This is a genomic window from Microbispora catharanthi (assembly GCF_006334915.2).
GTDB classification, from domain to species: Bacteria; Actinomycetota; Actinomycetes; order Streptosporangiales; family Streptosporangiaceae; genus Microbispora; species Microbispora catharanthi.
In genome coordinates this window covers 211,812-237,735 of sequence record NZ_VDMA02000003.1, presented here as the reverse complement: position 1 = coordinate 237,735, position 25,924 = coordinate 211,812, and the positions used below count along the sequence as shown (strand labels likewise).

Here is a 25,924-nt window from a genome sequence, read left to right as displayed (position 1 = left end):
TAGCACGTGCGCCGGCGCCTGCTTTCCTCCATGCTGCTCGTCGCGGTCATCGCGGTACTGCTGTTAGGCGTGCCCCTGGGTGTGGTCGTCGTGCGCTTGATCAGCGACGAGGTCGCCCAGGAGCTCAGAACGGACGCGGGCCGGCTGCTGCTCGGAGTGGAGTACTCCCTCAGCCAGGGGCAGGGGATCAGTCCGGACCAGCTCGCGCGGAACTACCCGGACCGATACCTCCAGGTGTTCGTCCGAGGGAAACCGCCGATCGTCGTGGGCTCGCCTCCACCGGCAGGCCGTGATCTGACCGAGGAGGCGCGCTCCGAGAACGGTTACGTACGCGTCAGCCGCGACGCGGCCCAGATTCACCAGGACACCCAGGCGCGGCTGGTGCTCATCATCGCGCTCGCGGTCGTGGCCCTCGGGGCCGCGATCGGGCTGGCCACCGTCACCTCGCGTCGCCTGAACCTGCCGCTCCAAGATCTCACCAGGATCGCCGAGCGGCTGGGCTCGGGCGACGCGAGGCCGAGCAGGCACCGTTACGGGATCCCCGAGCTGGATCTCGTGGCCGAGGTGCTGGACCGCAGCGCGCTGCGGATCTCCGACCTGCTCGCGCGGGAGCGCGAGTTCGCGACCGACGCCTCCCATCAGCTGCGCACGCCGCTGACCGGGCTGAGCATGCGCCTGGAGGAGATCGTCGCGGCGGCCGACCAGCCCGAGGTGGTCCGCGAGGAGGGCGAGGCCGCGGTCGTGCAGGTCGAGCGGCTGACCGCCGTGATCGACGAACTGCTGGCCGCCGCCCGCCGCCAGCGTCACGCCCAGGCGGCGCCGATCGACGTCGACGACGTGGTGGGTCAGCAGATCACCGAGTGGGAGCCGGCGTTCCGCCGCGCCCACCGGTCGCTGGTGCTCGCGGGCGACCGGGGCCTCAGCGCGCTCGGCACGACCGGCGGGCTCAGCCAGGTGCTGTCCACCCTGCTGGAGAACTCCCTCAAGCACGGCGACGGCGTGCTGACGATCAACACATCGAGTACGGGCAGGTCTGTGGTGATCGAGGTGGCCGACGAGGGCCCGGGCATCCCGGAGGCCCTCGGCCACCGGGTGTTCGAGCGGAGCGTGAGCGGGGGAGGCGGCACCGGCCTGGGGCTCACCCTCGCCCGTGCCCTGGTGGCGGCCGACGGCGGGCGGCTGGAGCTGGTCAAGCGCCGCCCGGCGACCTTCGCCATCTTCTTACGCCACACCCGCGACAGTGGACGTCATCGTGTGGTGAGCGGCCCCGCCTGACGGTTCAGCTGAGGGTTCAGCTGGTGGTGAGGGGGTCGGCCTGTGCCTTCACGTCGGGGTGGGGCCGCGCGCCGACCCTCTCGACAGCCCCCTCGGCGGACTCCTCGGCCAGTTTCGTGGCCGCGAGGAACACCCACTTCTTGTACGACCAGAGGCGGAACAGCGTGCCCAGGCCCAGGCCGATGGCCTGAGCGATGTTGTAGCTCAGCGTGTCGTGCAGGCCCAGCGAGTACGTCACGAAGCCGATGGTGAGCAGTGAGGGCAGCAGGCCGATGGCGTTCAGCAGGAAGAACAGGACGTACTCGCGCGCCAGGCCGCTCTGCTGGCGATGCCGGTAGGTCCAGAAGCGGTTGCCCGCGTACGCGAACGTCGCGGCGACGATCGTGGCCAGGACCTTCGAAAACAGCGGGCCCATGCCGACGCCGAACCGCAGCACGTTCGTGCCGCCGAAGTCGATGACGAACGCGATCGCGCCCACCAGGCCGAACTTGATCAACTCGTGGATGAGCGCGGCGAACCGCTCGTAGGCGCGTCGTAGAAACTGCACGTCCCGCACGGTCCTTCCTGATCGGCGGCCATGGTCGGCGGCGAGGTCTTCTCAGGCTACCGGTAGCAAGCACAAATCGGGGTCTTGCCGCAACCTTCGCCCGCTTCGTCCCAGGTCATCAAAGAACATTTCAAGAAAAATCCTGCTATGTGGGATGAGCGGGCGCTCTTCGCACTACGCTCTCGCCCGACCAGGATCACCTAGACCTCCGAAGGAAGCCCGGGCCTTCGGGATCGGAAGGAACCAGGGCCCCCAAGGGGCGGCCTGGCGAAGCCGGGACAACGCAGAGAACCAGTGCTCAAGCCTTTCTCCTTTCGCTGACCCAGCGAGCAAGTGGACGGTAAAGTTCGAACATGCGTACGGCCTACAAGGTGCGGGTCTACCCCACCGCCGAACAAGCAGCGGTGCTGAACCGTACGTTCGGTTGCGTACGCCTGGTCTGGAACATCGTCCTGGCATGGCGGCAGGCCCGCTACCGCGCAGAGGGCGTGACAACCTCCTACGCCCAGACCGACCGGTATCTGACCGAGTTGAAACGCGACGGCGGCCACGACTTCCTGTACGAAGTGTCGAGCGTCCCCTTGCAGCAGGCGTTGCGGCACCAGCACACGGCGTTCGTGAACTTCTTCGCAGGGCGCGCCAAATACCCGCGGTTCAAGTCCCGTCACGGCCGCAAGTCCGCCACCTACACCCGCTCGGCGTTCCGCTGGCGCGACGGGCGACTGCACCTGGCGAAGATGGACGACCCGATCGACTTCGTGTGGTCCTGGCCCGAAATCGACCCCGCCACGATCAGCCCGACCACGGTGACCGTCTCCAGAGACTCCGACGGCCGCTGGTATGCCTCCTTTGCCGTGGAGACCGAGAACGAGGCCGAGCCGGCGCCGGCCACCGGATCGGAGGTCGGGGTCGACCTCGGCGTGAGCGACTTCGCCGTCCTGTCCACCGGGGAGAAGATCCCCAACCCGCGCCATCTGGAGCGCAAGGCCCGCAATCTGGCCCGCTACCAGCGCAGGATGGCCCGCAAGCAGCGCGGCAGCAGCAACCGGGCCAAGGCCAGGGTGAAGGTCGCCCGCGCCCACGCCAAGGTGCGGGACGCCCGCGCCGACTTCCTGCACCGCACCTCCACCCGGCTGGTCCGCGACCACGACCTGATCGTGATCGAGGATCTCAACGTCAAAGGGATGGTCCGCAACCGCCGCCTGGCACGGGCGATCTCCGACTGCGGGTGGGGGGAGTTCTGCCGTCAACTGGAGTACAAAGCCGCACGTGCCGGGCGGCACCTGGTCGTGATCGACCGCTGGTATCCCAGCTCGAAGACGTGCAGCGCGTGCGGGCACCTGCTCGCCACGCTGTCCCTGTCCTCCCGGCACTGGACGTGCCCGGACTGCGGCACCCGGCACGACCGGGACGTCAACGCCGCCAAGAACATCCTGGCCGCTGGTCGAGCGGTGTCCGCCTGCGGAGCTGACGTGAGTCATTCCGGGTCCTCCCGGATGCGGTCGGCGTTGAAACAGGAAGCCCAGCCCGTGAGGGCGGGAATCCCCCGCCTTTAGGCGGGGGGAAGTCAATTTGTTCGGGGACGTGCGCGTTCTGGAGGGGTGGCCTTTCTCGTGTTGCGCAGACTCACGGCCCTCGGTCTCGGCCTCGCCCTGCTCGCGGGGTGTGGGACCGAGGGCGTACGCGAGACCCCGGCCGAGCCGGGCGCCACGTCCCCGGCGACGGTCGAGATCACCGCGGCCGAAGCACAGGCGGCCTTCGACGGCCTCGGCGACCTGTCCGGCTCCTGGAAGGACCGGGACTGCGCCGAGATCGAGCAGCTCACGACCGGTGTGGAGAGCACCGTCGGGAGCCGCGTCTGCGCGGCCGCCCGCGAGGGCCGCCCGGCGCCCGCCTTCCGTGCCTATCGGGATCCGGAGTTCCTGCTGCCCGCCCGGGAGGACGGCGAGGACGGCGCCTGGTTCGCCGTGCTCGCCCGCAAGCCCGAGCCGGCCTACTTCGTCTTCGTACGGGCGGACGGCCGATGGCGGCTCGGGGCCGGGCCGATCCCGCTCGTCGGCAAGGCGCCCGCGGTGGAGGGCGGCGTGGACGGCGAGGCGATCGACGCCGCGGCCGACCCGGACGCGGCCGTCGGGGCGCGGCTCGCGCCCACCCGGCACGTCGCGTTCCTGACCGATCCCGCCGGAGTGAACGGGAACGGGGTCAGCGGGGTGCGCTTCGCCTCCGGCGATCCCATGCGCCGCCTTCTCGCGGAACTGGTCCGCGCCCCCGGCAGAGTCCGTCCCGATCACCTGTCCACCGACGTGCGCATCGAGGGACCGGCCCGCGCGCTCGCGCTGCCCGGCGGCGGGTCGCTGGTGTTCCACGCGCTGCGCGTCGTCTTCACCCAGAAGCCGGGCTCGGGCCGTCACTCCCTCGTCCATCCCCGCTACCGGGCCGCCGACGTACGCGCCTTCACGGGTGGCGCGGCCACGACCGTCACCGGCAGCGAGATCCTTGTGCTGGCCACCAGGGTGGCGAAGGACACCACGATGACGACGGTCGGCATGCGCCGGGTCCTCGCCGATCTCGCCGAGGGCTCCGGCTGACGGTTTTCCTCGCGCAATAGGTAGGCTGACCTGTCGTGAACAGCTCGAACGTTCCCCCTTCCGGACCCGTGACCGCGCCCGTGGTGGGCATGGTCGGCGCGGGCCAGCTGGCGAGGATGACGCAGCAGGCCGCGATCGCGCTCGGCATCGACCTGCGCGTGCTCGCGAACACCCGTGACGAGAGCGCCGCCAAGGTGATCGTGGACACCCGGCTCGGCGACTACCGCGACCTCGCCGATCTCCGGGAGTTCGCGAAGGGGTGCGACGCCGTCACCTTCGACCACGAGCACGTGCCGACCGAGCACATCCGGGCCCTGACCGCCGACGGCCACGCCGTACATCCCGGGGCGGACGCCCTGGTCCACGCGCAGGACAAGGCGGTCATGCGGGAGCGGCTCACCGAGATCGGCGCGCCCTGCCCGGCCTGGGCCCGCGTCGAGGACCTGGCCGGTGTGGAGACGTTCGCCGAGGAGCACGGCTGGCCGGTCGTGCTGAAGGCCGTGCGTGGCGGCTACGACGGCCGGGGCGTGTGGGTCTGCGAGACCCCCGACGAGGCGCGCGAGGTGCTCGGCACCGGTGTGGCCCTGCTGGCCGAGGCGTTCGTCCCGTTCGAGCGGGAGGTCGCCGTGCTGGTGGCCCGGTCCGCGCACGGCCAGGGCGTCAGCTACCCCGTGGTCGAGACCGTGCAGAAGGACGGCATCTGCGTCGAGGTCATCGCGCCCGCCCCCGGCCTGGGTGAGGAGGCGGCGGCGGACGCCCAGCGTGTCGCGCTCACGATCGCCCGCGACCTCGGCGTGACCGGGCTCCTCGCGGTCGAGATGTTCGTCACGAAGTCCGGGCTCGTGGTCAACGAGCTGGCCATGCGCCCCCACAACAGCGGCCACTGGACGATCGAGGGTGCCCGCACCTCGCAGTTCGAGCAGCACCTGCGGGCCGTGCTCAATCTGCCGCTCGGGTCGCCGTCGATGACCGCGCCGGTCGTCGTCATGGCCAACCTGCTCGGCGGGCCCGACCCCGACGTGTACTCCCGGTATGAGCACGTGATGGCCAACGACCCGGGCATCAAGATTCACTTCTACGGCAAGGACGTCCGGCCCGGCCGCAAGATCGGGCACGTCACCGCCCTCGGGACCGACCTCGACGAGGTGCGGGCCCGCGCTCACCACGCCGTCACCTGCCTGAGAGGACCTGTGGATGCCTGACGTCGGGATCGTCATGGGGAGCGACTCGGACTGGCCGGTGATGCGGCAGGCCGCCGAGGCCGTCGCGGAATTCGGCGTGTCCTTCGAGGCCGACGTGGTGTCGGCGCACCGCATGCCCGCGGAGATGATCGAGTACGGCTCCCGCGCCGCCGGGCGCGGACTGAAGGTGATCATCGCGGGTGCGGGCGGCGCGGCCCACCTGCCGGGCATGCTGGCCTCGGTCACCCCGCTGCCCGTGATCGGCGTCCCGGTGCCGCTGAAGTATCTGGACGGCATGGACTCGCTGCTGTCGATCGTCCAGATGCCGGCCGGGGTGCCCGTGGCGACCGTCGCCGTCGGCGGGGCCCGCAACGCGGGGCTGCTCGCCGTACGGATCCTGGCGGCGTCGGACGAGGGGCTGCGGCGGCGGATGGAGGAGTTCCAGGACACTCTGCGAGACCAGGCCCACGCCAAGGGCGAGCGCCTGCGCGCAGAGGCGGCCCAACTCGGTCAGTAGGCACAGCTCGGTCGGTAGACCCGGCGCGGTCAGCGACCCGTCGCGCGGCGGGTGAGCCGGGAGGGCAGCCACGCCGACACGGCCAGTGCGAGCACCGTGAAGCCGACGGACCACCAGAACGTGTGGCCGAAGGCCGCCGCGGCGTCCGGCGGCCCGCCGGGATGACGGGCGAGTTCGCTGTTGAGGACCACGGCCAGCACGGCGGTGCCGAACGAGCCGCCGATCTGCTGCAGGGTCCTCGTGATCACGCTGGCATGCGGCACCCGGTCGCGGGCGAGTCCCTCGTACGCGCTGGTCATGATGGGAATCGTCACCGCGCCGAGGCCGATGCCGCGCACGACCAGCGCGGCGACGAGCCACCACGTCTCGATGCCCGGTCCGGCCCAGGCGAACGGCAGCGTCCCCAGCGCCGTGACCGCCAGGCCCACGGCCGTGACCGGGCGCGCGCCCAGGCGGTCGGTGAGCGTGCCGGCCGGTCCCCTGCTCAGCAGCACGCCTATGCCCTGCGGGGCGAGCAGGATGCCGGCCGTGAGCGCGTCCCGGCCGCCCACCTGCTGGAAGTAGAGCGGGATCAGCAGCATCGCGCCGTACAGGACGAAGCCCGACAGGAACATCAACGCGCTCGCCGCACTGAACGAGGAGTTCCCCAGCAGTCGCACGTCGACGAGCGGTGTGCCGTCCGTCCTGAGCGCTCGTACGGCGAAGCAGGCGACGAGCGTGGCGCCCGCGACGAGCGGCAGGAGCACCTCGGCGTGGCCGAAGCCGCCGCCGGCGCCGACCCGGGAGAGCCCGAAGATGATCGCGGCGATGCCCGGGCACAGCAGGGCCAGGCCGATCCAGTCGAGCGCCGCGTCGCGGTCGCGTTCCCCCGAGGGCATGAAGCGCCAGGCCAGCGCGAGCCCGGCCAGGCAGAACGGCACGTTGACCCAGAAGATCCAGCGCCAGGTGAGGTGCTGGACGATCAGGCCGCCGAGGACCGGGCCGAGCACCGGGCCCAACAGGGCGGGCAGCGCGATGACCGCCGTGGCGCGGCCGAGTGAACGCCCGTTCGCGGCCTGGACCAGGAGCGTCTGCATGACGGGCAGCATGAGACCGCCGCCCGCGCCCTGCACCACCCGGCAGACGATCAGGGTCGTCGCGTCCGGGGCGAGGCTCGCGCCGACGGATCCGGCCAGGAAGAGCGCGAGCGCGGCCAGCCAGACCTTCTTGCCGCCGAAACGGCCGGTCAGCCAGTTCGTCGTCGGCACCGCCATGCCGAGGGCGAGCAGGTAGCCCGTGGTGATCCACTGGACGGTCGAGACCGGCACGCGCAGTTGCCGTCCCAGGGTCTCCAGTGCGATGTTGACGATCGTCGTGTCGAAGACGACGGCGAGGGCGCCGGTCAGCATGACGAGCGAGAGCCGGACGAATCCCGGGTCGAGGCGTTCCCGGGCGAGGGATGGCCGCAAGGCGCTCACGGTGACCTCCGGACGATAATTAGATGCACTCGTGTATCTAATCGACCGGACGTCGTGTCGTCAATAAGATGCACTCGTGTATCTTGAGGGGGAGTCGTGCCAGAGAAGACCGCAAGCCGGCGGCGCGGGGCCGAGTTGGAGGAGGCGTTGCTGGACGCCGCCTGGGACGAACTGGTCAGCGTCGGCTATGGCGGCTTCACGTTCGAGGGCGTGGCCGCACGCGCCCAGACCAGCCGGCCGGTCGTCTACCGCCGTTGGGCCAGCCGGGCAGACCTGGCGATAGCCGCGATCGGCCACTACGGCCGGAAGGACCCGTTCGCGGTGCCCGACACCGGTTCTCTCCGCGACGACCTCGTGGCCCTGCTGCGCTGGATGTCGGAGCGGCGCGGCGAGTTGGCGGTGGTGATGAGCATGCAGATGAGCGAATACTTCGCGGAGACCGACTCCACCTTGGCCGACCTGCGGGAGCGGCTCCTGGCGGAGCGCGGGGGACCCCGCCTGATGGAGCAGGTCCTCGACCGCGCCGCCGCGCGCGGGGAGATCGACCCTCGGCGCATCACCGCGCGGCTGGCGGACCTGCCGGTCGACCTGATCCGTCACGAACTCCTGATGACCGGGCGACCGGTCTCCGAGGATGTCATCGCCGAGATCGTCGACGACGTCTTCCTGCCCCTTGTCCGGCTCAGGGCGGAATGACGGCGCTCCTCGACCGCCCCGGCCATACCTGGGCAAGCACGGCCGGTGAGGTCGGCGGGGTCGGCGTGGTCGGCGGGGAGATCAGGGGCGGCCGAGGGCGCGGTAGTCCCAACCAGCCTCGCGCCAGGTGTCCGCGTCGAGGGCATTGCGGCCGTCGACGATCGTGCGGGCGGTGACGACCGTGCCCAGCTCCTCGGGGTCGAGGGCGACGAACTCCTGCCACTCGGTGAGCAGCAGCACGACCTCGGCCCCCTGTGCGGCCTCCAGGGCCGACCCGGCGTACCCGAGGTGGGGGTGGGCCGCCCGCGCGTTCGACAGGGCGGCCGGATCGTAGACCGTGACCTGCCCGCCCTGCTCCGCGATCTTCACGGCCACGTCGAGGGCAGGCGAGTCGCGGATGTCGTCGGAGTTGGGTTTGAACGCCGCTCCCAGCACCGCGACCCTGCGGCCGTCGAACGCCCCGCCCAGGAGGTCGCGGGTGAGGTCGACCGTCCGGACGCGGCGGCGCAGGTTGATCTCGTCGACCTCGCGGAGGAAGGCGAGCGCCTGGTGGGCGCCGAGCTCGTCGGCCCTGGCCGTGAACGCCCTGATGTCCTTGGGCAGGCAGCCGCCGCCGAAGCCGAGGCCGGCGTTGAGGTATCTGCCGCCGATCCGCTCGTCGTACGACAGCGCCTGCGACAACTGGGTGACGTCGCCGCCGGCGGCCTCGCAGACCTCGGCCATGGCGTTGATGAACGAGATCTTCGTGGCCAGGAACGCGTTCGCGGCCGACTTCACCAGCTCGGCGGTGGGGAAGTCGGTCACCACGATCGGGACCTCGCCCAGGGGCGCGTAGACGTCCCGCAGCACCTTCTCGGCCCGCTCGGAGGTGACCCCGAGCACGATCCGGTCGGGGCGGAGCGTGTCCTGCACGGCGAAGCCCTCACGCAGGAACTCGGGGTTCCAGGCCAGCTCGACCTGCATCCCGGCGGGCGAGAGCCGTACGAGCTTGTCCGCGAGGCGCTCGGCGGTGCCGACCGGCACCGTGGACTTGCCCACGACCAGGCACTCGCGGTCGAGGTGGGGGGCCAGCGACTCGACGACCGCGTCGAGGTAGGAGACGTCGGCGGCGTACCCGCCCTTCGTCTGGGGCGTGCCCACACAGATGAAGTGGACGTCGCCGAACTGCGCCACCTCCTCGTAGGAGGTGGTGAAGCGCAGCCTGCCCGAGTCGAGGTTGCGTTGGAGGAGCTCCTGCAGGCCGGGCTCGTGAATCGGCAACTCGCCGCGCTGCAGTCGCTCGATCTTGCTCTGGTCCACGTCAAGACCGAGCACTTCGAAGCCCAGTTCGGCCATGCACGCCGCGTGCGTAGCACCCAGGTATCCGGTCCCCAGCACAGTGAGGCGGTACGGCACGGCATGCTCCCCTCTTACCGACTCTTTGTGATCTGGCATGGTACCGGCCCAGTCAACTGCCCTGTGAGCCACCTGGGCAAACCAGCGCCTTGGCCCCCACGGTACGGCTCTGGGCGTGCCAGGTCGACGCCAGGCCAGCACTTCCTCGCCCCTGTCAGGGCGTTGTGTCAAGGAGGGGGTCGTACTGACTGGTAACTTTCTAGTCGGACGTCCTAGTATCGGCGCTATGAGCTTCCCTCTCTACGCCCCCGCTGAGGAGCACGAGATGCTCCGCGAAACGGTCCGGGCCCTCGCCGACGAGAAGATCGCCCCGCGCGCCGCGGCGGCCGACGAGAACGAGGAGTTCCCCTGGGAGGTCTACAAGGACCTCGTCGCGGCCGACCTGCACGCCGTCCACATCCCCGAGGCGTACGGCGGGGCGGGCGCCGACGCGCTCGCTACCGTGATCGTCATCGAGGAGGTCGCCCGCGCGTGCGCCTCGTCCTCGCTGATCCCGGCCGTCAACAAGCTGGGCACCGTGCCGCTGCTGCTGTCGGCGTCCGAGGAGCTCAAGCAGCGCTACCTGACGCCCGTGGCGCGCGGGGAGGGCATGTTCTCCTACGCCCTGTCAGAGCCGGAGGCCGGCTCTGACGCCGCCTCGATGAAGACCAGGGCCGAGCGCGACGGCGACCACTACGTGCTCAACGGCACCAAGATGTGGATCACCAACGCGGGCGTGTCGGAGTACTACACGGTCATGGCCGTGACCGACCCCTCGGCCGGCGCCCGCGGCATCTCGGCGTTCGTGGTGGAGAAGGACGACGAGGGCGTCTCGTTCGGGGCCAAGGAGAAGAAGCTCGGCATCAAGGGCTCGCCCACGCGCCAGGTCATCCTGGAGAACGTCCGCATCCCGGCCTCGCGGATGATCGGCGAGCCGGGCACCGGGTTCAAGACCGCCCTGGCCACGCTCGACCACACCCGCATCACGATCGCCGCCCAGGCGCTCGGCATCGCGCAGGGCGCGCTCGACTACGCGCTCGGATACGTCAAGGAGCGCAAGCAGTTCGGCAAGCCGATCGCCGACTTCCAGGGCCTGCAGTTCATGCTCGCCGACATGGCGATGAAGCTGGAGGCCGCCCGCCAGCTCACCTACGCCGCCGCCGCCAAGTCGGAGCTGGCCATGAAGGGCACCCGGGTCAAGGACCTCACGTTCTTCTCCAGTGCCGCCAAGTGCGCCGCCTCCGACGCCGCCATGGAGATCACCGTCGACGCCGTCCAGCTGCTGGGAGGGTACGGCTACACGCGGGAGTTCCCGGTCGAGCGCATGATGCGCGATGCCAAGATCACCCAGATCTACGAGGGCACCAACCAGATCCAGCGCATGGTCATGGCCCGCCAGCTCCTCAAGTAACCCCTGACCTGCGGTAGCCCCGCCTGCCGCACTCGGGAGGCGGGGTGCGCCATGTCCGATTCGGAGCCTCTAAAAGATCTTGTTCCGTGGCTGTTCCGTGAGAGCTGCCGAACGCGTTTGGCTGTGATCGTCAACGACCATCAGCGGGACGCGCCCGCGCTCACCCAGGGTGACCATCTGTAGTCACGAAAAGCGAAGAGCCACCGGGCGGGTTTCGTCGCCGGTGGCTCGTGTACTTTCCAGGCGCTACCCCGTGGCGACCTGGTCGCCGGAGACGGCGCGGGGACGGAACAGGCGGTCGTCGATGGCCTTGCGGGCTCGGTCGTGGGAGCCGGGCATCATGTGGGCGTACACCCGGAGCGTGAAGCCGGGGTCGGCGTGGCCGAGATACTCGGCGAGTTCCTTCACGGAGACGCCACCCGCGAGCATGACGCTGGCGTAGTAGTGCCGGAGCTGGTGAAGGCCCTCCTTCCGTGAGGTCGTGAAGCGCTTCCGCGCTCGGGCGTCCTTCTCGGCATCCGGGATGACGCCGGCCGCGACGAGGGAGGGCTTCCAGACGAGTTCGCTGTAGCCGCGCGCCCGGATGAACTTGTCGTCCGTCCAGCGGAAGAGCAGGTTGTGCGTACGGAGAGGGCCGTTGAGCTTCTCCCAGGGCAGCGAGCAGGCGAGCGGGGGATAGGCATTGACGTGCCGTTTGATGGCCTCAGCGGCCCACTGAGGGAGCGGGTCCATGCGCTCACGGTCGTTCTTGGGGAGGGCGAATACGTGGTCTCGGCCGAGCTTCTTGATCTGCCGCCGGACGCGGACGATTCCCTCGTCGAAGTCGACGTCCTCTAGGGCCAGGCCGAACAGCTCTCCCTGACGGAGACCGCAGGACGCGGCGATGATCGGGATGAGGCGGAAGAGGTCCGGATGGGCGTGGATCACCGCATGGACCCTCTCGTCCGACCATGCGATCAGCTCTTCACCGGAACGCTTGGGCACCTGGACGATCGGGGATCGGGCCGGGTTCTTACGGATAGCCTCATCCGCGACGGCCAGCTCAAGGACGCCTTGAAGGACGAGGAACGACGTCTCGATGGTCGACGGGCCGTAACGCTCGTTCAGGTCACTGATCCATGCCTGGACGTGCGAGGGGAGGATGCTCTTGACCTGCCGCCGTGCGAAGGCCGGGCCGACGTGCAGGCGGTAGATGTACTCGTATCGGATCTTCGTGGACGGGTCGACGATGCGGGAGTCGAGCCAGCGGGCCGCGATGTCGCCGAACAGCATCTTGCCGGCGTTGGGGTCGATGTACTCGCCGCGGTTGACGTCGGTGCCCATCGACGCGGCCTTCTTCTCCGCATCGGCCTTCCGGTCGAAGGCGGCGGACACCTCCTTCCCGTCCGGGTCGAGCCAGACGGCGAGCCAGCGCTTTCCGCCGCCGTACCGGGAGGTCCTGACCTTCTCCGTCCTGCCGTCCGGGCGGCGGACTGTCTTGGTCCACAGGTCCTTGACGTAGGCCACCGGCTACTCCTGTTCCCGGACCCAGGACATAACGTCCTCGGGCACGTAGCGCAGGTGACGGCCGATCTTCCTGCTGGGGGGACCCGTCCGATGGTGTCGCCATTGATAGAGCGTGGCGACCGGGACGCCGAGGAACTCCGAGACTTCTTCCGCTGTCCAGAGCCGTTCGAGCGCGATCATCGGCCACCGTCCGGCAGCCATGTCGTGGCAAGCGTGGCGACCAGGGCGTCACCGGGGGAGTAGCCCTTTCCGGCGTACTCCCATTCGCTGACGACGAGGACGGTGTCCTCGTCGAGGAGGGGCAGGAGGCCCGTCGTGATCTGCTCATCGCGAGCATGTTCCTGCCGGTCGGCACGGATGTCGCCGAGGGTGGTGGAGTAGCGGCGGGATCGGGTGGAGAAGTGGCCGCGGAAGCCGAGCATGTGCGCCCACTGGGTCAGCCGTAGGTCCGCCAGCTCCTCGAAGGAGCCGAGGCGGAGGCACTCGGCGATGAGTCGCCGGGCGTGGTCCCGGACGGGCAGGGCGGCCAGGTCCTCGCCGGGGACGATGCGCCGGTCCATGGTGCCGACGCATTCGGCGGCCTTGGTGGCGTACTTGGCGATGTAGCCCGCAACGGCCTGGTCGGTCAGCTCACCGTCAAGGGTGACCGGGCGGACGTCGATTTGCGTACCCCAGTGCAGGACACGCGCGGGCTCGTTGTCGAACGCCGGGATCTTGGCGATGACCACGGCGGCGGCGTGCTCTACGGCCTGTGTTAGCAGGTCGAGCGTCGCCCAGGCCGGGGGCGGCGAGATCGGTCCAGCCGGACCGTCGAGCCGGATGACGGCGTGGAGGTGGACGACGCCGCGCCGCTGGTACTCAGCCACCTTGGCGAAGGACACGACGAGCTGGTCGCGCATGTCGCGGAGAGTCAGGCCGCCGAGCTTGGCCAGGTGCCGCCGTAGGGCGTCGGCGAGGCGCTTCCACAGCAGCGGCGCGACCGCGTTGAACAGCACCGAGCCGGTGTAGTCGTAGCAGTCGGGGCAGAGCGGGGCCGCCACCGTGCGAGACCCACTCGTCCAGCTCGACCACCTCCCGGCCTCCGACGACCTCCTCACCGTCCACGTCGGGCGGCTGGAGACCGGCGGGCTGTGGACGATCGACTTCCGCACGGTGCCGCACTGGATCAACGCGGGCGCCACCCAGTCGGGCAAGTCCAACCTCGCCAACGCCCTGCTCGTCGGGCTGGCCCCGCAACCGGTTGCGCTGGTCGGCATCGACCTCAAAGGCGGCGTCGAGTTCACCCCGTACACGCCACGCCTGTCGGCTTTGGCAACCACACGGGCCGAGAGCGTGACCCTGCTGGATGACCTGGTGGCGCTCATGGTCGACCGGATGGGGCTGTGCCGTACGGCCGGCGCCCGCAACATCTGGCAACTGCCGCCCGGCGTGCGGCCGGTCCCGGTCGTGGTGCTGGTCGACGAGCTGGCCGAGCTGTACCTGATGGCCGACAAGTCCGAGAAAGACGAGATCGCTCACACCTCCACCGCACTGCTGCGCATCGCGCAACTCGGGCGGGCGTTCGGCATCTACCTGTTCCTGTCCGGCCAGCGAATCGGCTCAGACCTGGGCCCCGGCGTCACCGCGCTTCGCGCTCAGTGCTCGGGGCGGATCTGCCACCGGGTCAACGACCCGGAGACCGCGACCATGACCCTCGGCGACCTCGACCCCGCCGCCCTGGTCTCCGCCCGAGCGATCCCCGCCGAGACACCCGGCGTCGCGATCATCGCCTCCCAGGACGGCCAGTGGTACCGCGCCCGCTCCTTCTACGTCGCCGAGCGCACTGCTGAGCACGCCGCCCGCACCTACGCCCACCTCACCCCCGACTGGGCCGACATCGCCCGGCCCGACCGGGACGGGGCTGACCTATCCGACCTGCTATCCGCCTGACCGAGAAAGGGGGTAACGATGCGACGCCTCGCCTCATGGCTGCTCGACACCGGGCCGGTCCTCGTCCTGGCCGCCATCGCGGGTGCCGGATCGTTCACCCACATCCGCGACACCGCCACCGGCCACGGACAGACCGGCTGGATGTCATGGGCCGTGGCCGTCTGCGTCGACCTCACCTGCGTCATGGCCGCCCGCGAACGCCAGCGGGACAAGAAGACCGGACGACAACGGACCGGTCTCGTGTCCTGGCCGACGCTCGTCCTGGCCGGTGGGATCGTCCTGTCCCTGGCCGCCAACCTCCACCAAGCCGAGCCGACCGTGTGGGGCTGGCTCACTGCCGCCACCCCCGCCGGGGCGTTCCTCATCGCCGTCTCGATGCTCGAACGCCGCGCCGCCGCCCCTCGCCCCGAACCATCCGCGCCCGTCCTGACCGTCGAGACCGTCTCATCCTCACCGTCCCCCTCCCCGGCGCTCGTCCCCGCCGTAGAGGACGGACAGGACGACGAGCCAGGACCGTCCCCGGCCCTGGTCGACTACGCCCGCCGCGTCGCCGACGAACACCCAGGCCAAGCACGGCAAACCGATCACCCGCGACCTGCTACGTGCCCGCCTGGGCGTGTCCAACCAGCTCGCCTCCGACCTGCTGCGCACCCTGCGCACCGCGTCCGAACCCGCCTGACGAAAGGAGACCACCACATGACCAACGACGACCACCGTTCCGCCCTCATCGCCGGGCTCCGCGCCCTGGCCGACTTCCTGGATGCCAACCCGGCCGTCCCCGTCCTAGCGGTGCAGGAAGTCTCCGAGGGCATCGGTGCGTTCGTCATTGCTGGCGTAGGGCCGTAGGTGGGCCCATTCCTCTACCAGGCGCCCGACGGCATCGAATCGATCCGTTTAACTGTGAAAGTTCGACACAGGTTGGATGGTCCCGAGCATGCCGATTCTCGATCTTGGAACCGTGTTCGAGGCGTCCAACGCAGCCTGAAAATTACACGGCGTCTAGGACCGCGTGATCTGATCGGGCGTGATGGGAGCCAGACGGCCGAAGTGATCCGATCTCTGTGAACCCTGAGCATTGACAGGTGGGAGCCTGGGCCTTAAGTGTGATGGCCGGCCATCCGTCGAACCGATACGACGCTCCCATTACGAGGAGACAGAATGCCCCCTCAAGCCGTCGGCTTTCGCCGACGAACGGCGACGGCCTGAACGGCCGGGCAGTGGCGCCCGCGGAGGGCCGGCCGGACCCGGGAAGTACCTCACACACGGGATTCACCCGAAAGGATTACCGATGAAGCGGAGCGATCCCTCCTCCCGTCCTCGACGTCCGGCGAGCAGGTGGCCGGCTGTGGTGGCGGCCTTGCTGGTCGCGTTGATCGGGGCTCAGCCGGCTGTGGCGGCACAGCGGTCCGCATCGTCGGAATCCACCGTGTCGAAGTCCGCCGCCTCGGTCGCCGCCGCCGGGGACATCGACGGCTTCACCGCGGGCAATGCCGCGGTCGCCTCGGTCGATCTGGCCGGGACGTGGAGCTTCACTCCGGCGGGCCGGTCGACGACGTCGATCAAGGTGCCCGGAGGTGGCTGGTACAAGCAGGGTTTCACCGATGTGTCACAGGCGGTGTACTCGCGTACGGTGACGGTGCCGGACTCGGGGCAGCCGCAGTCGACGTGGATCGAGTTCGGCGCCGTGAACCACCAGGCGACCTTGTCGGTGGACGGCCGGGTGGTCGCGACGCAGACCACGGCCTTCACTCCCTCGAAGTTCGACATCAGCGCCTACGCCGCACCGGGCACCACTCATACGATCAGCGTCGACGTGAAGGGCCGCGGCGCGTTGAAGGCATCCAACGGCCGGTACCTGGTGCCCGACGCCGCCGAGTGGTCCGAGGCGGTCCCCCAGGGGATCTACCGTTCGGCGTTCCTGCGGGTGTACCCGGCGGTGTACGTCAGCGACACATTCGTGCGTACGTCGGTGGCCAACAAGACGTTGAGCTACGACGTGACGGTGCGTAACACGTCGGGCAGTTCCCGGTCGGTGACGTTGACCGGGTCGCTGTCGTCTGACAACGGAACGGCTTTCAGCTACCCGGCACTGCCCAGCCGTACGGTCACCGTGGCGGCCCACTCGACCGGGACCGTGACCGTCGGGCCGGTCGCGTGGAACCTCGACAGCACCTCGTACTGGTGGCCCAACGTGCCGTACCGGTCGGGGTACCGGGCGCAGCTGCATCGGCTGACGGTGCATGCCGACACCGATGACGGGCACACCAGCGACGCCACGTACCGGTTCGGGTTCCGGGAGGCCACCCAGAACGGCGAGTACTACTACCTCAACGGCGTGCGCGTGAACTTCCGCGGCGACAACCTCCAGGGTGCCGACTACGACCGGATCAACAACGGCGGCAAGGGCGACGCCTACGACACGCTGCCCGGATTCCTTCCGCCTTCGTCGGGCAACGGCGGCTGGCCGCAGGCCGTGGACAACTACCAGCGGCTCAACTACAACGTGGTGCGCGTCCACCAGGAGCCGGCCAGCCCGTACATGTTGGATGTCGCCGACGAGATGGGCCTGATGATCATCGACGAGGTCGCGATCCGCGGCTCCCAGTCCGGGCAGGATTGGATCTCCGGGCACGACAACATGGTCAACCACGCCCGTGCGCTGGTCCTGCGCGACCGCAACCACCCCGCGGTCATCCGCTGGAGTCAGAACAACGAGCCGAACCAGAGCGGCCAGGATTCCGAACAGTTCGAGAAGGACCTGTACGCGGCGATGAACGGCGCCGACGGCACCCGGCCGATCATCGTCGAGCTGGGCGTCGGCGCGAATCCCAACATGTATCCCGGGATGACGTACGCCAACTTCGCGGTGATCTCGCACTACGTCGATGGCTTCGGCAGGTACGGGGAGGGCCTGATCACCGTGAACGGGCGGCCCGACGGTGAGGGCGAGTTCATCTGGCCGGCATGCAACAACAAGCAGGGCTTCGAGTGGTTCGCCACGGCAACCCTGGCCAAGCGCGGCAAGAACGCCACCGACCTGCGTCCGTACACGCTGCTGTCCGCCTGGGCCAGCGTTGTGCCCGGAGTGCGTTCCACGGACTTCACCCCGGAGGAGGGCGGTCACCCTATCTACGGCGCGGACAACCTCTCGAACCCCTGGAGCAACCCGCAGATCCAGCGCGTGCAGGCGGCGTTCAACCCGGTGGCAGCGGTCGACCTCCCGTACTGGTCCGCCTCCGGCGCCTCGGACTCGAACGGCAGCTTCCCGCTGCCGCAGGCCGTGCCCACCTACGCCCGGAACGCCTCGGTGACCCGCAACATCACCGTTTTCAACGACGACTTCGCCGACACTTCGGTGGGCTTCACTTGGACGGCGCGGCTCGACGCGCCGGACGGCGCGGTCGTCGCGTCCGGAAGCACGACCTTGACCGTCCCGCTCGGCTCGCGGGTCACCCAGCCGGTCACCTTCACCACACCGGCCACCGGCAACCGCGTGTACCTGCAGCTGTCGACCACGAAGTCCGGTAGCCCCGTCTTCACCGACGCGGTGGAGTACTTCAACCTCGGCGGAAGCAGCGGAAGCGGACCCGCACCGGGCACCTACCGCATCGTCAACCGCAACAGCGGCAAGCCGCTCGCTGTCGCGGGCAACTCCACCGCCGACGGTGCCAAGGTGGTCCAGCAGAGCGGCACCGCCACCTGGACCATCGCCACAACCTCCGACGGCTCCTACACCCTCAAGTACGTCCCGAGTGGAAAGGTGCTCGACGTCAACGCCGGCAGCAGCACGGCCGGGCTGCAACTGCAGCAGTGGACGGCCAACGGCGGCACCAACCAGATGTGGTATCTGCGATCCACCGGCAACGGCTACTACACCATCGTCAGCCACAACAGCGGACTGGTGGCGGACGTCTCCGGTGCGGCGACGAGCGACGGGGCACCGGTCGTGCAGTGGGCCGCCAACGGCGGGGCCAACCAGCAATGGCAATTTAACCAGACCTGACCGGACGACCCGGTTCTCGCCTGCTGCCGCGGCGTCGACCGCTACCCCTGGCCGCTCCGCCCTGCGGCCAGGGGTAGCGGCGAGATGTCAACTCCGAACGTCGGCAAGCGACCACCACCGAGTACCTTGTCTCCGCTCCCATCGGTACGGCCCGGCAGACCACCGCGGTGAACGCATCGAACCGCCTCGCTCGCGAGCGGTAGGCGCTCGTCATTGATCGAACCCCCATGGGGGTTCGATCAATGACGGTCAATGGACCCCACGCTGATGGAGGTTCCGCAACCGTCGGCCAGCTCCTCCAACCATGAGGAGACCCACATGGCTTGTTCGCACAGCTCGGGGGGCCGCAGCGTTCGACGGTCCATGGTGATGGGCGCCACGGCCGTCGTGTTGGTTCAAGCACCGCCGCCATCCCTATGAGGGGCGTTATGGAATCGCAGTCCGAGCAAGAACGCCAGAGGGGGAAGCATGTTGGCCATCGCCTTCATCGCGCATCCCCGTGGGGGCGATAAGCCGCCTCCGGTGCGCCGGGCGATGATCTTTCTAACGCGGATGCTAACTGCGTCCCGAGACGGCCGTAGACGTCGACAGAAGACGATCAAGCCAATCAGCCCGCTGAGCAGGCAGGAAGAGACGCTGAGGGACAGGAGTAGACGATCTTCTCCCGGCTTGTAAACAGAAGGTCCAAGGGCCTCCGGCGGGGGAGTCTGGCTCCGAGGGGATCGAGGAGCAAGGGTTCCGGTTGTGGTGTGGCTGAGGGCCATGATCGACTCACCTGACGTCGCCCAGGTGGAGCCCAGCAGACCGACTCCTCCGACACAAGCCCGGTCCCTTCTGTAGGGCAACCAGCAGAGGAGAAAGGGCGCCGGGGACAGGTACACGCCAGACCGGGCTTGCGTCTCCGTCGCCGGCCCGCTTTCGGGTCGCCCTGGGACGACGGCAGACGAGGCGATCATGGTGGGCTGAGATGTGGCGCGCGTCGACGGCAACACCAAATCCGATGTTCACTCTCCATCCGAATGGCTACTGTGAGTCACCCTTCGGGCGAGTGATCAAGAGCGGTGGATTGCCGATAATGCGGATCTTGTTCCGTGGCTGTTCCGTGAGAGCCCGTAAGCCAGCGAGAAACCATGACAGGTACCCAGAGGCTTATGCCCTGGTCAGAGGCTAGATCAAGGAGTTAGCCCAGTTCGCTCAGGAGTACGGCGGAGAACACCCAGATCTACGAGGGCACCAACCAGATCCAGCGCATGGTCATGGCCCGCCAGCTCCTCAAGTAGTCCTTGAGCAGCGAACACCCCGCCTCCAATGTTGGGGAGGCGGGGTTTGCTGTCTACGTGGACAGCCTCTGAACGATCACCTTTCCGTCTCTGTTCCCTGAGATTCGTCGTCGGACGGCTCCGCGGCGATATTCAACAGCTCAGCCCCGAGGTGCTTGCACGACAGATCGTGATCGGTCAACCCTCCACAAGCACCAGAGTGACGGCTTATGAAATCTGCCTTGCGGAAGCTGTGAACTGCGACTGCTTACGCGACCTGCCCGTTCACTTCCAGGGTGACGCCCGGCTTCTCGGCCCAGAAGGCGAGCCGTCCTCTGATCTGCTCGACCTGCGCGAATGGTTCCGGGTAGGACCAGACGACGTCTTCGACCGGAGCCTCTCCGGTGTCAACCGACCAGTACACCGCATCGCCCTTGTACGGGCAGTGCGACGTCGTCGTCGACGACCGCAGCAGATCCATCTTCACATCCTCCTGCGGCAGGTAGTACCGCGGTGGGCACTTCGTCTCGGTGAGTACAAGCGCCCGGGAGGAGGTCGCGACGACCGTGTCATTGACTCGCACCACGACGTGGTCCGACGCGTGTGTGAGCTCGATGCGATGTTCTTGTGTATTCATGTGAATCCCATCAAACATCTCCGGCGGCGACCAATGCTCACCGGCCGTGCGTCCACTGTTCGTATTCCACCGTAACACGAATATGCGCCACGCGGCAAAGAATTCCTGTGTATTAGCCGAGTAATTCCAAGCCGAATGGAGAACTGATTTAGATTCGCAGGACCGGGAGCCGCCTGAGCGGCCGGCCCGATGAAGAGCCCGATACGGCCAATATCAGTTATGTGATCGTCACGCTCACTCAGGGGCCACCTCGGGCACGACGGATTTCACGACGTCGCGTCGGCTTCCCGGAACATGTCGTCTTGGCGTGGCAGCAGCCAGTCGTACTGTTTGGCGACCAGGCGGGCGCACTCGACGAAGGCTTTGACTTGAGGCGTGTTCTCGACGGCAGGTGCGATCATCATGGCCCAGCTGAACACCGGCACAGGCTCGACGAGCGGGCGGAACACCAGGTCGGCAGGCGGTTCGTGCCAGCGCGTCGTCGGTGTGACGCAGAGCCTCTCGCGCAGCACGTCCGCCGCGCCATGCGAGCCGTAAGTGACGCCCGGCCACCTGCGCACTCGGATGCCCGCCTGCCGGCAGAACTGCGCGACGAACTCGACCCACTCGACGGCCGCCTCTTCGGTGGGCAGCAACAGCTCGAAGTCGGCCAGCCGCGCCACCGGCACGACCTCCAGATCCGCGAGCGGATGGTCGGCGGCCGTGCCCAGCACGACCGTCTCCCGCCGGATCACCTCGGCCGCAATCTCGATCGGACAGTGGGTGGCCAGCCCGAGCAGCACGTCGAGGCGTCCTTCCTGCAGGGCGACCAGGCCGCGGGTGACGCCCTCCTCGATCTGCAAGACCGGGATCTGCGGGTGCAGTTGCCGGAAGTGGCGCAGCAAAACTGCCCCGGTCTGGAGGCCGCTGGAGGAGATGTCGACCCGCAGCGAGCGCTGATACCCGCCGCTGCCGGCCCGCTGGGCGGTCTTGAGTGCGTCCTCGGCCGCGGCGATCGACTGCCGCGCCGGGCCGAGCATCGCCTGACCCGCGGAGGTCAGCCGCACGCTGCGGGTGGTGCGCTCGAATAGCTTGACGCCGAGCTGGTGTTCGAGCTGCTGGATGATGCGGCTCAGCGCCTGCTGCGAGACATAAAGCCGCCGGGCGGCCCTGGAGAAACTCAGGTCCTCCGCCACGGCGACGAAATACCGGAGATGCTTGAGTTCCGGTCCCATGTCAACTGGCAACTCTACCCACAAGGGATGATCGGTGCCACCGACCTTCCCGACGGCCACGGCCGCAGTCGCGTCGACCCGGAAGTCGGCGCAGGTCACGGGGAGCCGCCGGGTGGACGAGGCCTTCGTCGCGCGGTCGGGGGCGGGCTTATTCCACGGGGGTGATCAGGGGCAGGGTGCTCACAATGCCGTGCGGACAAACTCGGCACGTCCGCGCGACGTCAGCATGGCCCAAATGCCCCTTCCAGGGGTCTACGCCGTTGCCGCCTGCTCCTGTTCTTCGGCGACCGCCTCGGGGGCGTCCATCCGGCCGAGGAGGGTCACGATCGCGCCGAGCAGTGGGATGACGGTGCCGACGAACGCGCCGACGTGCAGGGCGGGGATGTAGTCGTTGGGGTCGGCTTTGCCGTCGAGCGAGGCGCTCACGCCCGTGGCCACCAGGGCGAGGCCGAGCCCACCGCCGACCTGGAGGGCGGTCTGCTGGATGCCGGCCGCTAGACCCTGCTGTGAGATGCCGACCCCGGTCACGCCGCCGATGGCGTAGGTCGGGTAGGCGTTGCCCACGCCGAGACCCAGGCAGATGATCGATGAGGGCAGCAGCACGGTGGCGTAGCCGGTGTCGACGTCGACAAGGGCCAGCATGAGAAATCCGAGCGCGACCAGGAACAGGCCGGCGAGGCTGCCGGTGATGCGCATGCCATAGCGGCGGATGAGGGCCGGCGCCATGTAGCGGGACACGAGGGCGGACACCACCGCCGCCGGCAGCAACGCCAGACCGGTCTTCAGCGGCGAGTAGTGCAAAACCTCCTGCGTGTAGAGGGTGACCACGTAGGAGTAGCCGAACGGGGCGGCCAGCACGGCCAGCGACGAGATGTCGGCGTTGCGGAGGGTCGGCATCCGGAAGATCCTCAGGGGCAGGAGAGGATCGGGGTGCTTGGCCTCGTTGACGACGAACGCGATCAGCAGGACCACGGCGGCGACCGCGGAGGCGATGACCAAAGGCACCGGGACAGTGTGGCCGGCGATCTGCGTGACGGCGAACGCGATGAGCAGTAGACCGGCGGTGCAGAGCACGCCGCCGAGCAGATCGTAGCTGCGCGAGCGGTCATGGGTCTCGGCGCGGGGGATGACGCGGACCCCGATGATCAGTGTGGCGGCCACGATCGGGACCTTCACGAAGAAGATCCAGCGCCAGTTGAGCAGGTCGGTGAGGACGCCGCCGAGGATCAGTCCGGCGGAGAACCCGGAGGCGGCGGCCGCGGAGAAGACGCCGAAGGCGCGGTTGCGCTCGCGGCCCTCGGCGAACGTGCCGGCGATGATCGCGACGCTGGATGGCACAGTGAGAGCGGCGCCGACGCCCTGGATGGCGCGGGCGAGGATGACCACAACCGCGTTCGGCGAGAGCCCGGCGACCAGTGACATGACGCCGAAGACGGCCAGGCCGAAGAGGAGGACGCGGCGGGCGCCCAGCAGGTCGGCGGCGCGGCCACCGAAAAGAAGGAAGCCGGCGTAGGTGAGGACGTAGGCGTTGACGGTCCACTGCACGCCGGACGTGGACAAGTCGAGGCTTCTGCGGATGTCGGGGAGCGCGACCTGAGTGATGGACAGATCCAGAGCGTCGAGCAGGATTGCCGTGGACACCACGAGCAGGACCAACGAGGAGTGTTGGCCGACTCGCTTCTCGGAAGGGACGCCCCTGACACCGCCGCCGGCCGAGGCCGTGCCCTGGCTCATGACAGCTCCTTGTTCACGATATTCCCTCGGTTTCGATTGTCATCGATTCTTAAATCTCGGTGGCTGGAAATGTGTAGGCAAAAGTGAATGTTGCGGGCGGCGCCCGTACGGCCAAGGTGAATTGAGGGCTCCTACGCTAGCGGCATGCCCGACCGTGTGCACCACCCGCATGACACGGTTTTGGAGTGAATGAACAAGAGGTCATTGTTATTCGCGGGCACGAAAACCTGTGGCAATTGTCCGAAGGCGTACGGCCAGTTCAAGGGCTAGATCGGCGAGTGGGTCCAGGCGGGCGAGGAGCACGACGGAGAACACCCGGATCTACGAGGGCACCAACCAGATCCAGCGCATGGTCCCACCAGCTCCTCAAGTAGCTCCTGAAATGCGAAAACCCCGTCTGCCGTTCAGGGCGGGCGGGGTTCGCCGGCGTCAGCCCGACAGCGGTCGCACGGCGCCGACGATGGGGTTGAGCCGTCCGGCCCGGAGGCGCTGGGCGAGATCGGTCAGCCGGGCGCGGCCGGGTTGCACCCACGCCCCCGGAAGAGCGGGTGGACCGGGGACGGCGCGCTCGTGGGCGCGTGGCTTCGTGTGATGTGCGGTCAACTCGGCCAGGGCGAGCCGACGATGCGCTCGACCGTCGTGATGCGCCGGAAGCCGGGGACGAAGTGCTCGAGCACGTCGGAGTTCACGGTGCCGTTCGTGGTTTCGGGGCGGTTCTTGAGTCCGTCGACGTAGGCGCGCAGAAACTCGTTCTTGAAGTCCCCTCGTGGGTGGACCGCGAGGATCTCGCCCAGTTGATCGCGTTCCATCCTGTCCAGGCCGAAGCCGATCGCGTCGGTCAGGACGCCGAGGTGCGTGCTCGCGATCACCGGGGCCATCCGGCCGGGGATGCCCGGCGTGGTGTGCAGCGCGATCGCCGTCCAGACGGTCTCGGCGGCGGTCGCCGAGAAACCCCGGTCCAGGAGGAACTTGCGCGCATGGTCGGCGCCGTCCACTTCGAAGCGCTGCTCGACATCGGAAAAGGGAGTCAGGAGGCCGGTGTCGTGGAACATGGCCGCCAAGTAGAGCAGCTCCGGATCCGGTTCCACACCGAGCTTGTGAGCGTGAATCAGGCCGAAGAAGTAGACCCGCCGGGAGTGGTGGTAGATGAGGGGGCTGGTCGTCTCCTGGATGAGCGCGGTCGCTTCGGCGACCGCCGCTGTCTCAGGAATCTCCAACCCCGCGATGACCTCTGGCATGACCCCTGACCTTCCGGGGAATTATGTCGGGCTGTGGACCGTGTGTCCGACTTCCATGCTCCCCGCCGATCGGCGTGCGGCGCCGCCTTCGTCCGGCCAGGAATCACCTATATCCAGACAGGGCGAAATCGCCGCCGGGCGCACCACCGCGACCACGTCGCGCAGCAGGGCCCCGCACGTGGCCTGCGAATTCGTGTCGTCCGGTCACGGCTGGAGGATCCCCGTGATCTCCGATGACGATGTGCTACCAATGAACGGTGTCAATGCCTTCTGCGCCGTCGGCCCGACAGCGGTCGGTGCCGGCGGGATCCGGCCGGTCACCGCGCGGATCCGGCTCCCGTGGGGCCGGAGTGGCGGACGCCGCCCCCCATCGCGTCGCGATCCTCGTCTACGACGGAGTGACGTTGCTGGACGTCGCCGGTCCCGCGGAGGTGTTCAAGGAGGCGAACCGGTTCGGTGCCGACTACCGGATCGTGCTGCTGTCGCCGACCGGTGCGGACGTCACGTCGAACCTCGGGGTCCGGATCGCGGTGGACGGCGCCGTCTCCTCGGAGACGGCTTTCGGTACGTTGCTGGTGGCCGGGTCGGATCTCTATCCGCGCGCCCGTGTCCCCGGCGACCTGGCGGACGCCGCGCGGATACCCGCGGCTGTGGCCGGCCGGGTCGCGTCGATCTGCACCGGGGCGTTCGTCCTCGCCGCCGCCGGCCTCCTCGACGGCAAGCGCGCGACCACGCACTGGAAGGTCGCGCACGAGCTCGCCGCCCGGTGTCCGACGTGTCGTGTCGAGCCCGACGCGATCTACGTTCGTGACGGCACCACATACACGTCGGCAGGGGTGGCGGCCGGCATCGATCTGGCGCTCGCCCTCGTCGAAGAGGACCACGGGCCCGACCTTGCGCGCGACGTCGCCCGCGCCTTGGTGGTGTACATGCAGCGTGCGGGTGGCCAGTCCCAGTTCTCGGCACCGCTGAAAGGACCGCCGCCCCGCTCGTCGGCTCTGCGTAAGATCACCGACTTGGTGACGGCGAACCCCTGCGGGGACCACTCGCTCGGTGAGCTTGCGAAACACCTCAACGTGAGCACCCGGCACCTCACCCGGCTTTTCCACGACGAGCTGTCCACGACACCGGCCCGCTACGTGGAGGACATCCGATTCGACCTGGCCAGGGCACTGCTCGACCAAGGACACACCGCGACGCAGGCTGCGGCCCTCGCCGGGTTCCCCAGTTACGAGAGCATGCGGCGGGTCTTCGCCAGAAAGTTGTCAATCAGCCCCGCCGCCTACCAACGCCGGTTCGGCACGGCCCGCCGCGTCAACGCGGGTCAGGCGCAAGCCGGGTAGCGCCGCCGCATCGGT

Annotated in this window: 20 protein-coding genes and 2 pseudogenes; 12 read left to right on the top strand and 10 right to left on the bottom strand. The window is 68.7% G+C overall.

Translation table 11 applies throughout. From position 1 onward, the window contains the following. Positions 1-6 precede the first annotated feature (6 nt). Positions 7-1,275, top strand: coding sequence for an ATP-binding protein (locus FH610_RS06800; protein WP_167538687.1), 1,269 nt, complete (start codon positions 7-9; stop codon positions 1,273-1,275). Between the two features lie 16 nt (positions 1,276-1,291). Here the strand turns inward: FH610_RS06800 and FH610_RS06795 are convergent, their stop codons facing one another. Beyond that, positions 1,292-1,822: a GtrA family protein gene (locus FH610_RS06795; protein ID WP_139573426.1), complete on the bottom strand. Its 531-nt coding sequence runs from the start codon at positions 1,820-1,822 to the stop codon at positions 1,292-1,294. A gap of 353 nt (positions 1,823-2,175) precedes the next feature. On the opposite strand from FH610_RS06795, the gene FH610_RS06790 reads away from it, so the two are divergent. The 4 genes from FH610_RS06790 to purE are packed head-to-tail and all read left to right on the top strand — an operon-like array spanning position 2,176 to position 6,108. Continuing rightward, positions 2,176-3,378: an RNA-guided endonuclease InsQ/TnpB family protein gene (locus FH610_RS06790; RefSeq protein WP_139573425.1), complete on the top strand. Its 1,203-nt coding sequence runs from the start codon at positions 2,176-2,178 to the stop codon at positions 3,376-3,378. Between the two features lie 57 nt (positions 3,379-3,435). Next, entirely contained in the window at positions 3,436-4,410 is a 975-nt protein-coding gene (locus FH610_RS06785) for a hypothetical protein (RefSeq protein WP_139573424.1), read from the top strand. Between the two features lie 35 nt (positions 4,411-4,445). Next, on the top strand, positions 4,446-5,612 hold the full coding sequence (locus FH610_RS06780; protein WP_139573423.1) for a 5-(carboxyamino)imidazole ribonucleotide synthase: 1,167 nt from the start codon (positions 4,446-4,448) through the stop codon (positions 5,610-5,612). After that, positions 5,605-6,108 (top strand): 5-(carboxyamino)imidazole ribonucleotide mutase, encoded by a 504-nt coding sequence (gene purE, locus FH610_RS06775; protein WP_139573422.1) that lies wholly within the window; start codon positions 5,605-5,607, stop codon positions 6,106-6,108. Before FH610_RS06780 ends, purE begins: the two co-directional genes overlap by 8 nt. A gap of 29 nt (positions 6,109-6,137) precedes the next feature. On the opposite strand, the gene FH610_RS06770 is transcribed toward purE, so the two are convergent. Beyond that, on the bottom strand, positions 6,138-7,556 hold the full coding sequence (locus FH610_RS06770) for an MDR family MFS transporter (protein WP_205825604.1): 1,419 nt from the start codon (positions 7,554-7,556) through the stop codon (positions 6,138-6,140). Between the two features lie 105 nt (positions 7,557-7,661). Between FH610_RS06770 and FH610_RS06765 the strand changes: the two genes are divergently transcribed. Then, positions 7,662-8,261: a TetR/AcrR family transcriptional regulator gene (locus tag FH610_RS06765; RefSeq protein WP_139573421.1), complete on the top strand. Its 600-nt coding sequence runs from the start codon at positions 7,662-7,664 to the stop codon at positions 8,259-8,261. Between the two features lie 81 nt (positions 8,262-8,342). Here FH610_RS06765 and FH610_RS06760 read toward each other — a convergent pair whose 3' ends face one another. After that, on the bottom strand, positions 8,343-9,656 hold the full coding sequence (locus FH610_RS06760) for a UDP-glucose dehydrogenase family protein (protein WP_139573420.1): 1,314 nt from the start codon (positions 9,654-9,656) through the stop codon (positions 8,343-8,345). 226 nt (positions 9,657-9,882) lie between these two features. Here FH610_RS06760 and FH610_RS06755 point away from each other — a divergent pair, with 226 nt between their 5' ends. Further along, complete coding sequence (locus FH610_RS06755) at positions 9,883-11,046, top strand: acyl-CoA dehydrogenase family protein (protein ID WP_139573419.1); 1,164 nt, start codon at positions 9,883-9,885, stop codon at positions 11,044-11,046. 246 nt (positions 11,047-11,292) lie between these two features. Here the strand turns inward: FH610_RS06755 and FH610_RS06750 are convergent, their stop codons facing one another. From FH610_RS06750 to FH610_RS06740, 3 genes are read right to left on the bottom strand one after another with little or no spacing between them, the layout of a single operon-like run. Beyond that, positions 11,293-12,552, bottom strand: a complete 1,260-nt coding sequence (locus FH610_RS06750; RefSeq protein WP_139573418.1) for a tyrosine-type recombinase/integrase — start codon at positions 12,550-12,552, stop codon at positions 11,293-11,295. 3 nt (positions 12,553-12,555) lie between these two features. Continuing rightward, positions 12,556-12,732: a helix-turn-helix transcriptional regulator gene (locus FH610_RS06745; RefSeq protein WP_139573417.1), complete on the bottom strand. Its 177-nt coding sequence runs from the start codon at positions 12,730-12,732 to the stop codon at positions 12,556-12,558. Further along, complete coding sequence (locus tag FH610_RS06740; RefSeq protein ID WP_338104518.1) at positions 12,729-13,649, bottom strand: replication initiator; 921 nt, start codon at positions 13,647-13,649, stop codon at positions 12,729-12,731. Before FH610_RS06740 ends, FH610_RS06745 begins: the two co-directional genes overlap by 4 nt. Here FH610_RS06740 and FH610_RS06735 point away from each other — a divergent pair. The 4 genes and pseudogenes from FH610_RS06735 to FH610_RS06725 all read left to right on the top strand — a co-directional run. Beyond that, a pseudogene (locus tag FH610_RS06735) lies at positions 13,585-14,481 on the top strand (FtsK/SpoIIIE domain-containing protein); the annotation flags it as partial. The gene FH610_RS06740 and the pseudogene FH610_RS06735 overlap by 65 nt on opposite strands. Before the next feature lie 18 nt (positions 14,482-14,499). Continuing rightward, positions 14,500-15,160, top strand: a pseudogene (locus tag FH610_RS45585) (DUF2637 domain-containing protein). 17 nt (positions 15,161-15,177) lie between these two features. After that, complete coding sequence (locus tag FH610_RS45580; RefSeq protein WP_161627930.1) at positions 15,178-15,327, top strand: hypothetical protein; 150 nt, start codon at positions 15,178-15,180, stop codon at positions 15,325-15,327. 580 nt (positions 15,328-15,907) lie between these two features. After that, positions 15,908-18,484, top strand: coding sequence for an RICIN domain-containing protein (locus FH610_RS06725; RefSeq protein WP_205825602.1), 2,577 nt, complete (start codon positions 15,908-15,910; stop codon positions 18,482-18,484). 1,527 nt (positions 18,485-20,011) lie between these two features. Here FH610_RS06725 and FH610_RS06720 read toward each other — a convergent pair. The 4 genes from FH610_RS06720 to FH610_RS06700 form a co-directional block, all read right to left on the bottom strand. Continuing rightward, positions 20,012-20,380 (bottom strand): DUF427 domain-containing protein, encoded by a 369-nt coding sequence (locus FH610_RS06720; protein WP_139573414.1) that lies wholly within the window; start codon positions 20,378-20,380, stop codon positions 20,012-20,014. Positions 20,381-20,646: 266 nt separating this feature from the next. Further along, positions 20,647-21,693 (bottom strand): LysR family transcriptional regulator, encoded by a 1,047-nt coding sequence (locus FH610_RS06715; RefSeq protein WP_139573413.1) that lies wholly within the window; start codon positions 21,691-21,693, stop codon positions 20,647-20,649. Positions 21,694-21,846: 153 nt separating this feature from the next. After that, complete coding sequence (locus tag FH610_RS06710) at positions 21,847-23,328, bottom strand: MFS transporter (RefSeq protein ID WP_139573412.1); 1,482 nt, start codon at positions 23,326-23,328, stop codon at positions 21,847-21,849. Positions 23,329-23,927: 599 nt separating this feature from the next. Continuing rightward, entirely contained in the window at positions 23,928-24,566 is a 639-nt protein-coding gene (locus FH610_RS06700) for an HD domain-containing protein (RefSeq protein WP_139573411.1), read from the bottom strand. Positions 24,567-24,916: 350 nt separating this feature from the next. Between FH610_RS06700 and FH610_RS06695 the strand changes: the two genes are divergently transcribed. Continuing rightward, positions 24,917-25,909 carry a GlxA family transcriptional regulator gene (locus tag FH610_RS06695; protein ID WP_139573410.1) on the top strand — a complete coding sequence of 331 codons (993 nt, stop codon included), beginning with the start codon at positions 24,917-24,919 and terminating at the stop codon, positions 25,907-25,909. Positions 25,910-25,924 lie beyond the last annotated feature (15 nt).

What these genes read in the sequence shown, in the direction of transcription:
- FH610_RS06790 (WP_139573425.1), top strand. Translation starts at nt 2,176, where the DNA reads ATGCGTACGGCCTACAAGGTGCGGGTCTACCCCACCGCCGAACAAGCA.
- FH610_RS06745 (WP_139573417.1), bottom strand. Translation starts at nt 12,732, where the DNA reads ATGATCGCGCTCGAACGGCTCTGGACAGCGGAAGAAGTCTCGGAGTTC.
- FH610_RS06710 (WP_139573412.1), bottom strand. Translation starts at nt 23,328, where the DNA reads ATGAGCCAGGGCACGGCCTCGGCCGGCGGCGGTGTCAGGGGCGTCCCT.
- FH610_RS45580 (WP_161627930.1), top strand. Translation starts at nt 15,178, where the DNA reads ATGACCAACGACGACCACCGTTCCGCCCTCATCGCCGGGCTCCGCGCC.
- FH610_RS06700 (WP_139573411.1), bottom strand. Translation starts at nt 24,566, where the DNA reads ATGCCAGAGGTCATCGCGGGGTTGGAGATTCCTGAGACAGCGGCGGTC.
- FH610_RS06755 (WP_139573419.1), top strand. Translation starts at nt 9,883, where the DNA reads ATGAGCTTCCCTCTCTACGCCCCCGCTGAGGAGCACGAGATGCTCCGC.
- FH610_RS06720 (WP_139573414.1), bottom strand. Translation starts at nt 20,380, where the DNA reads ATGAATACACAAGAACATCGCATCGAGCTCACACACGCGTCGGACCAC.
- purE (WP_139573422.1), top strand. Translation starts at nt 5,605, where the DNA reads ATGCCTGACGTCGGGATCGTCATGGGGAGCGACTCGGACTGGCCGGTG.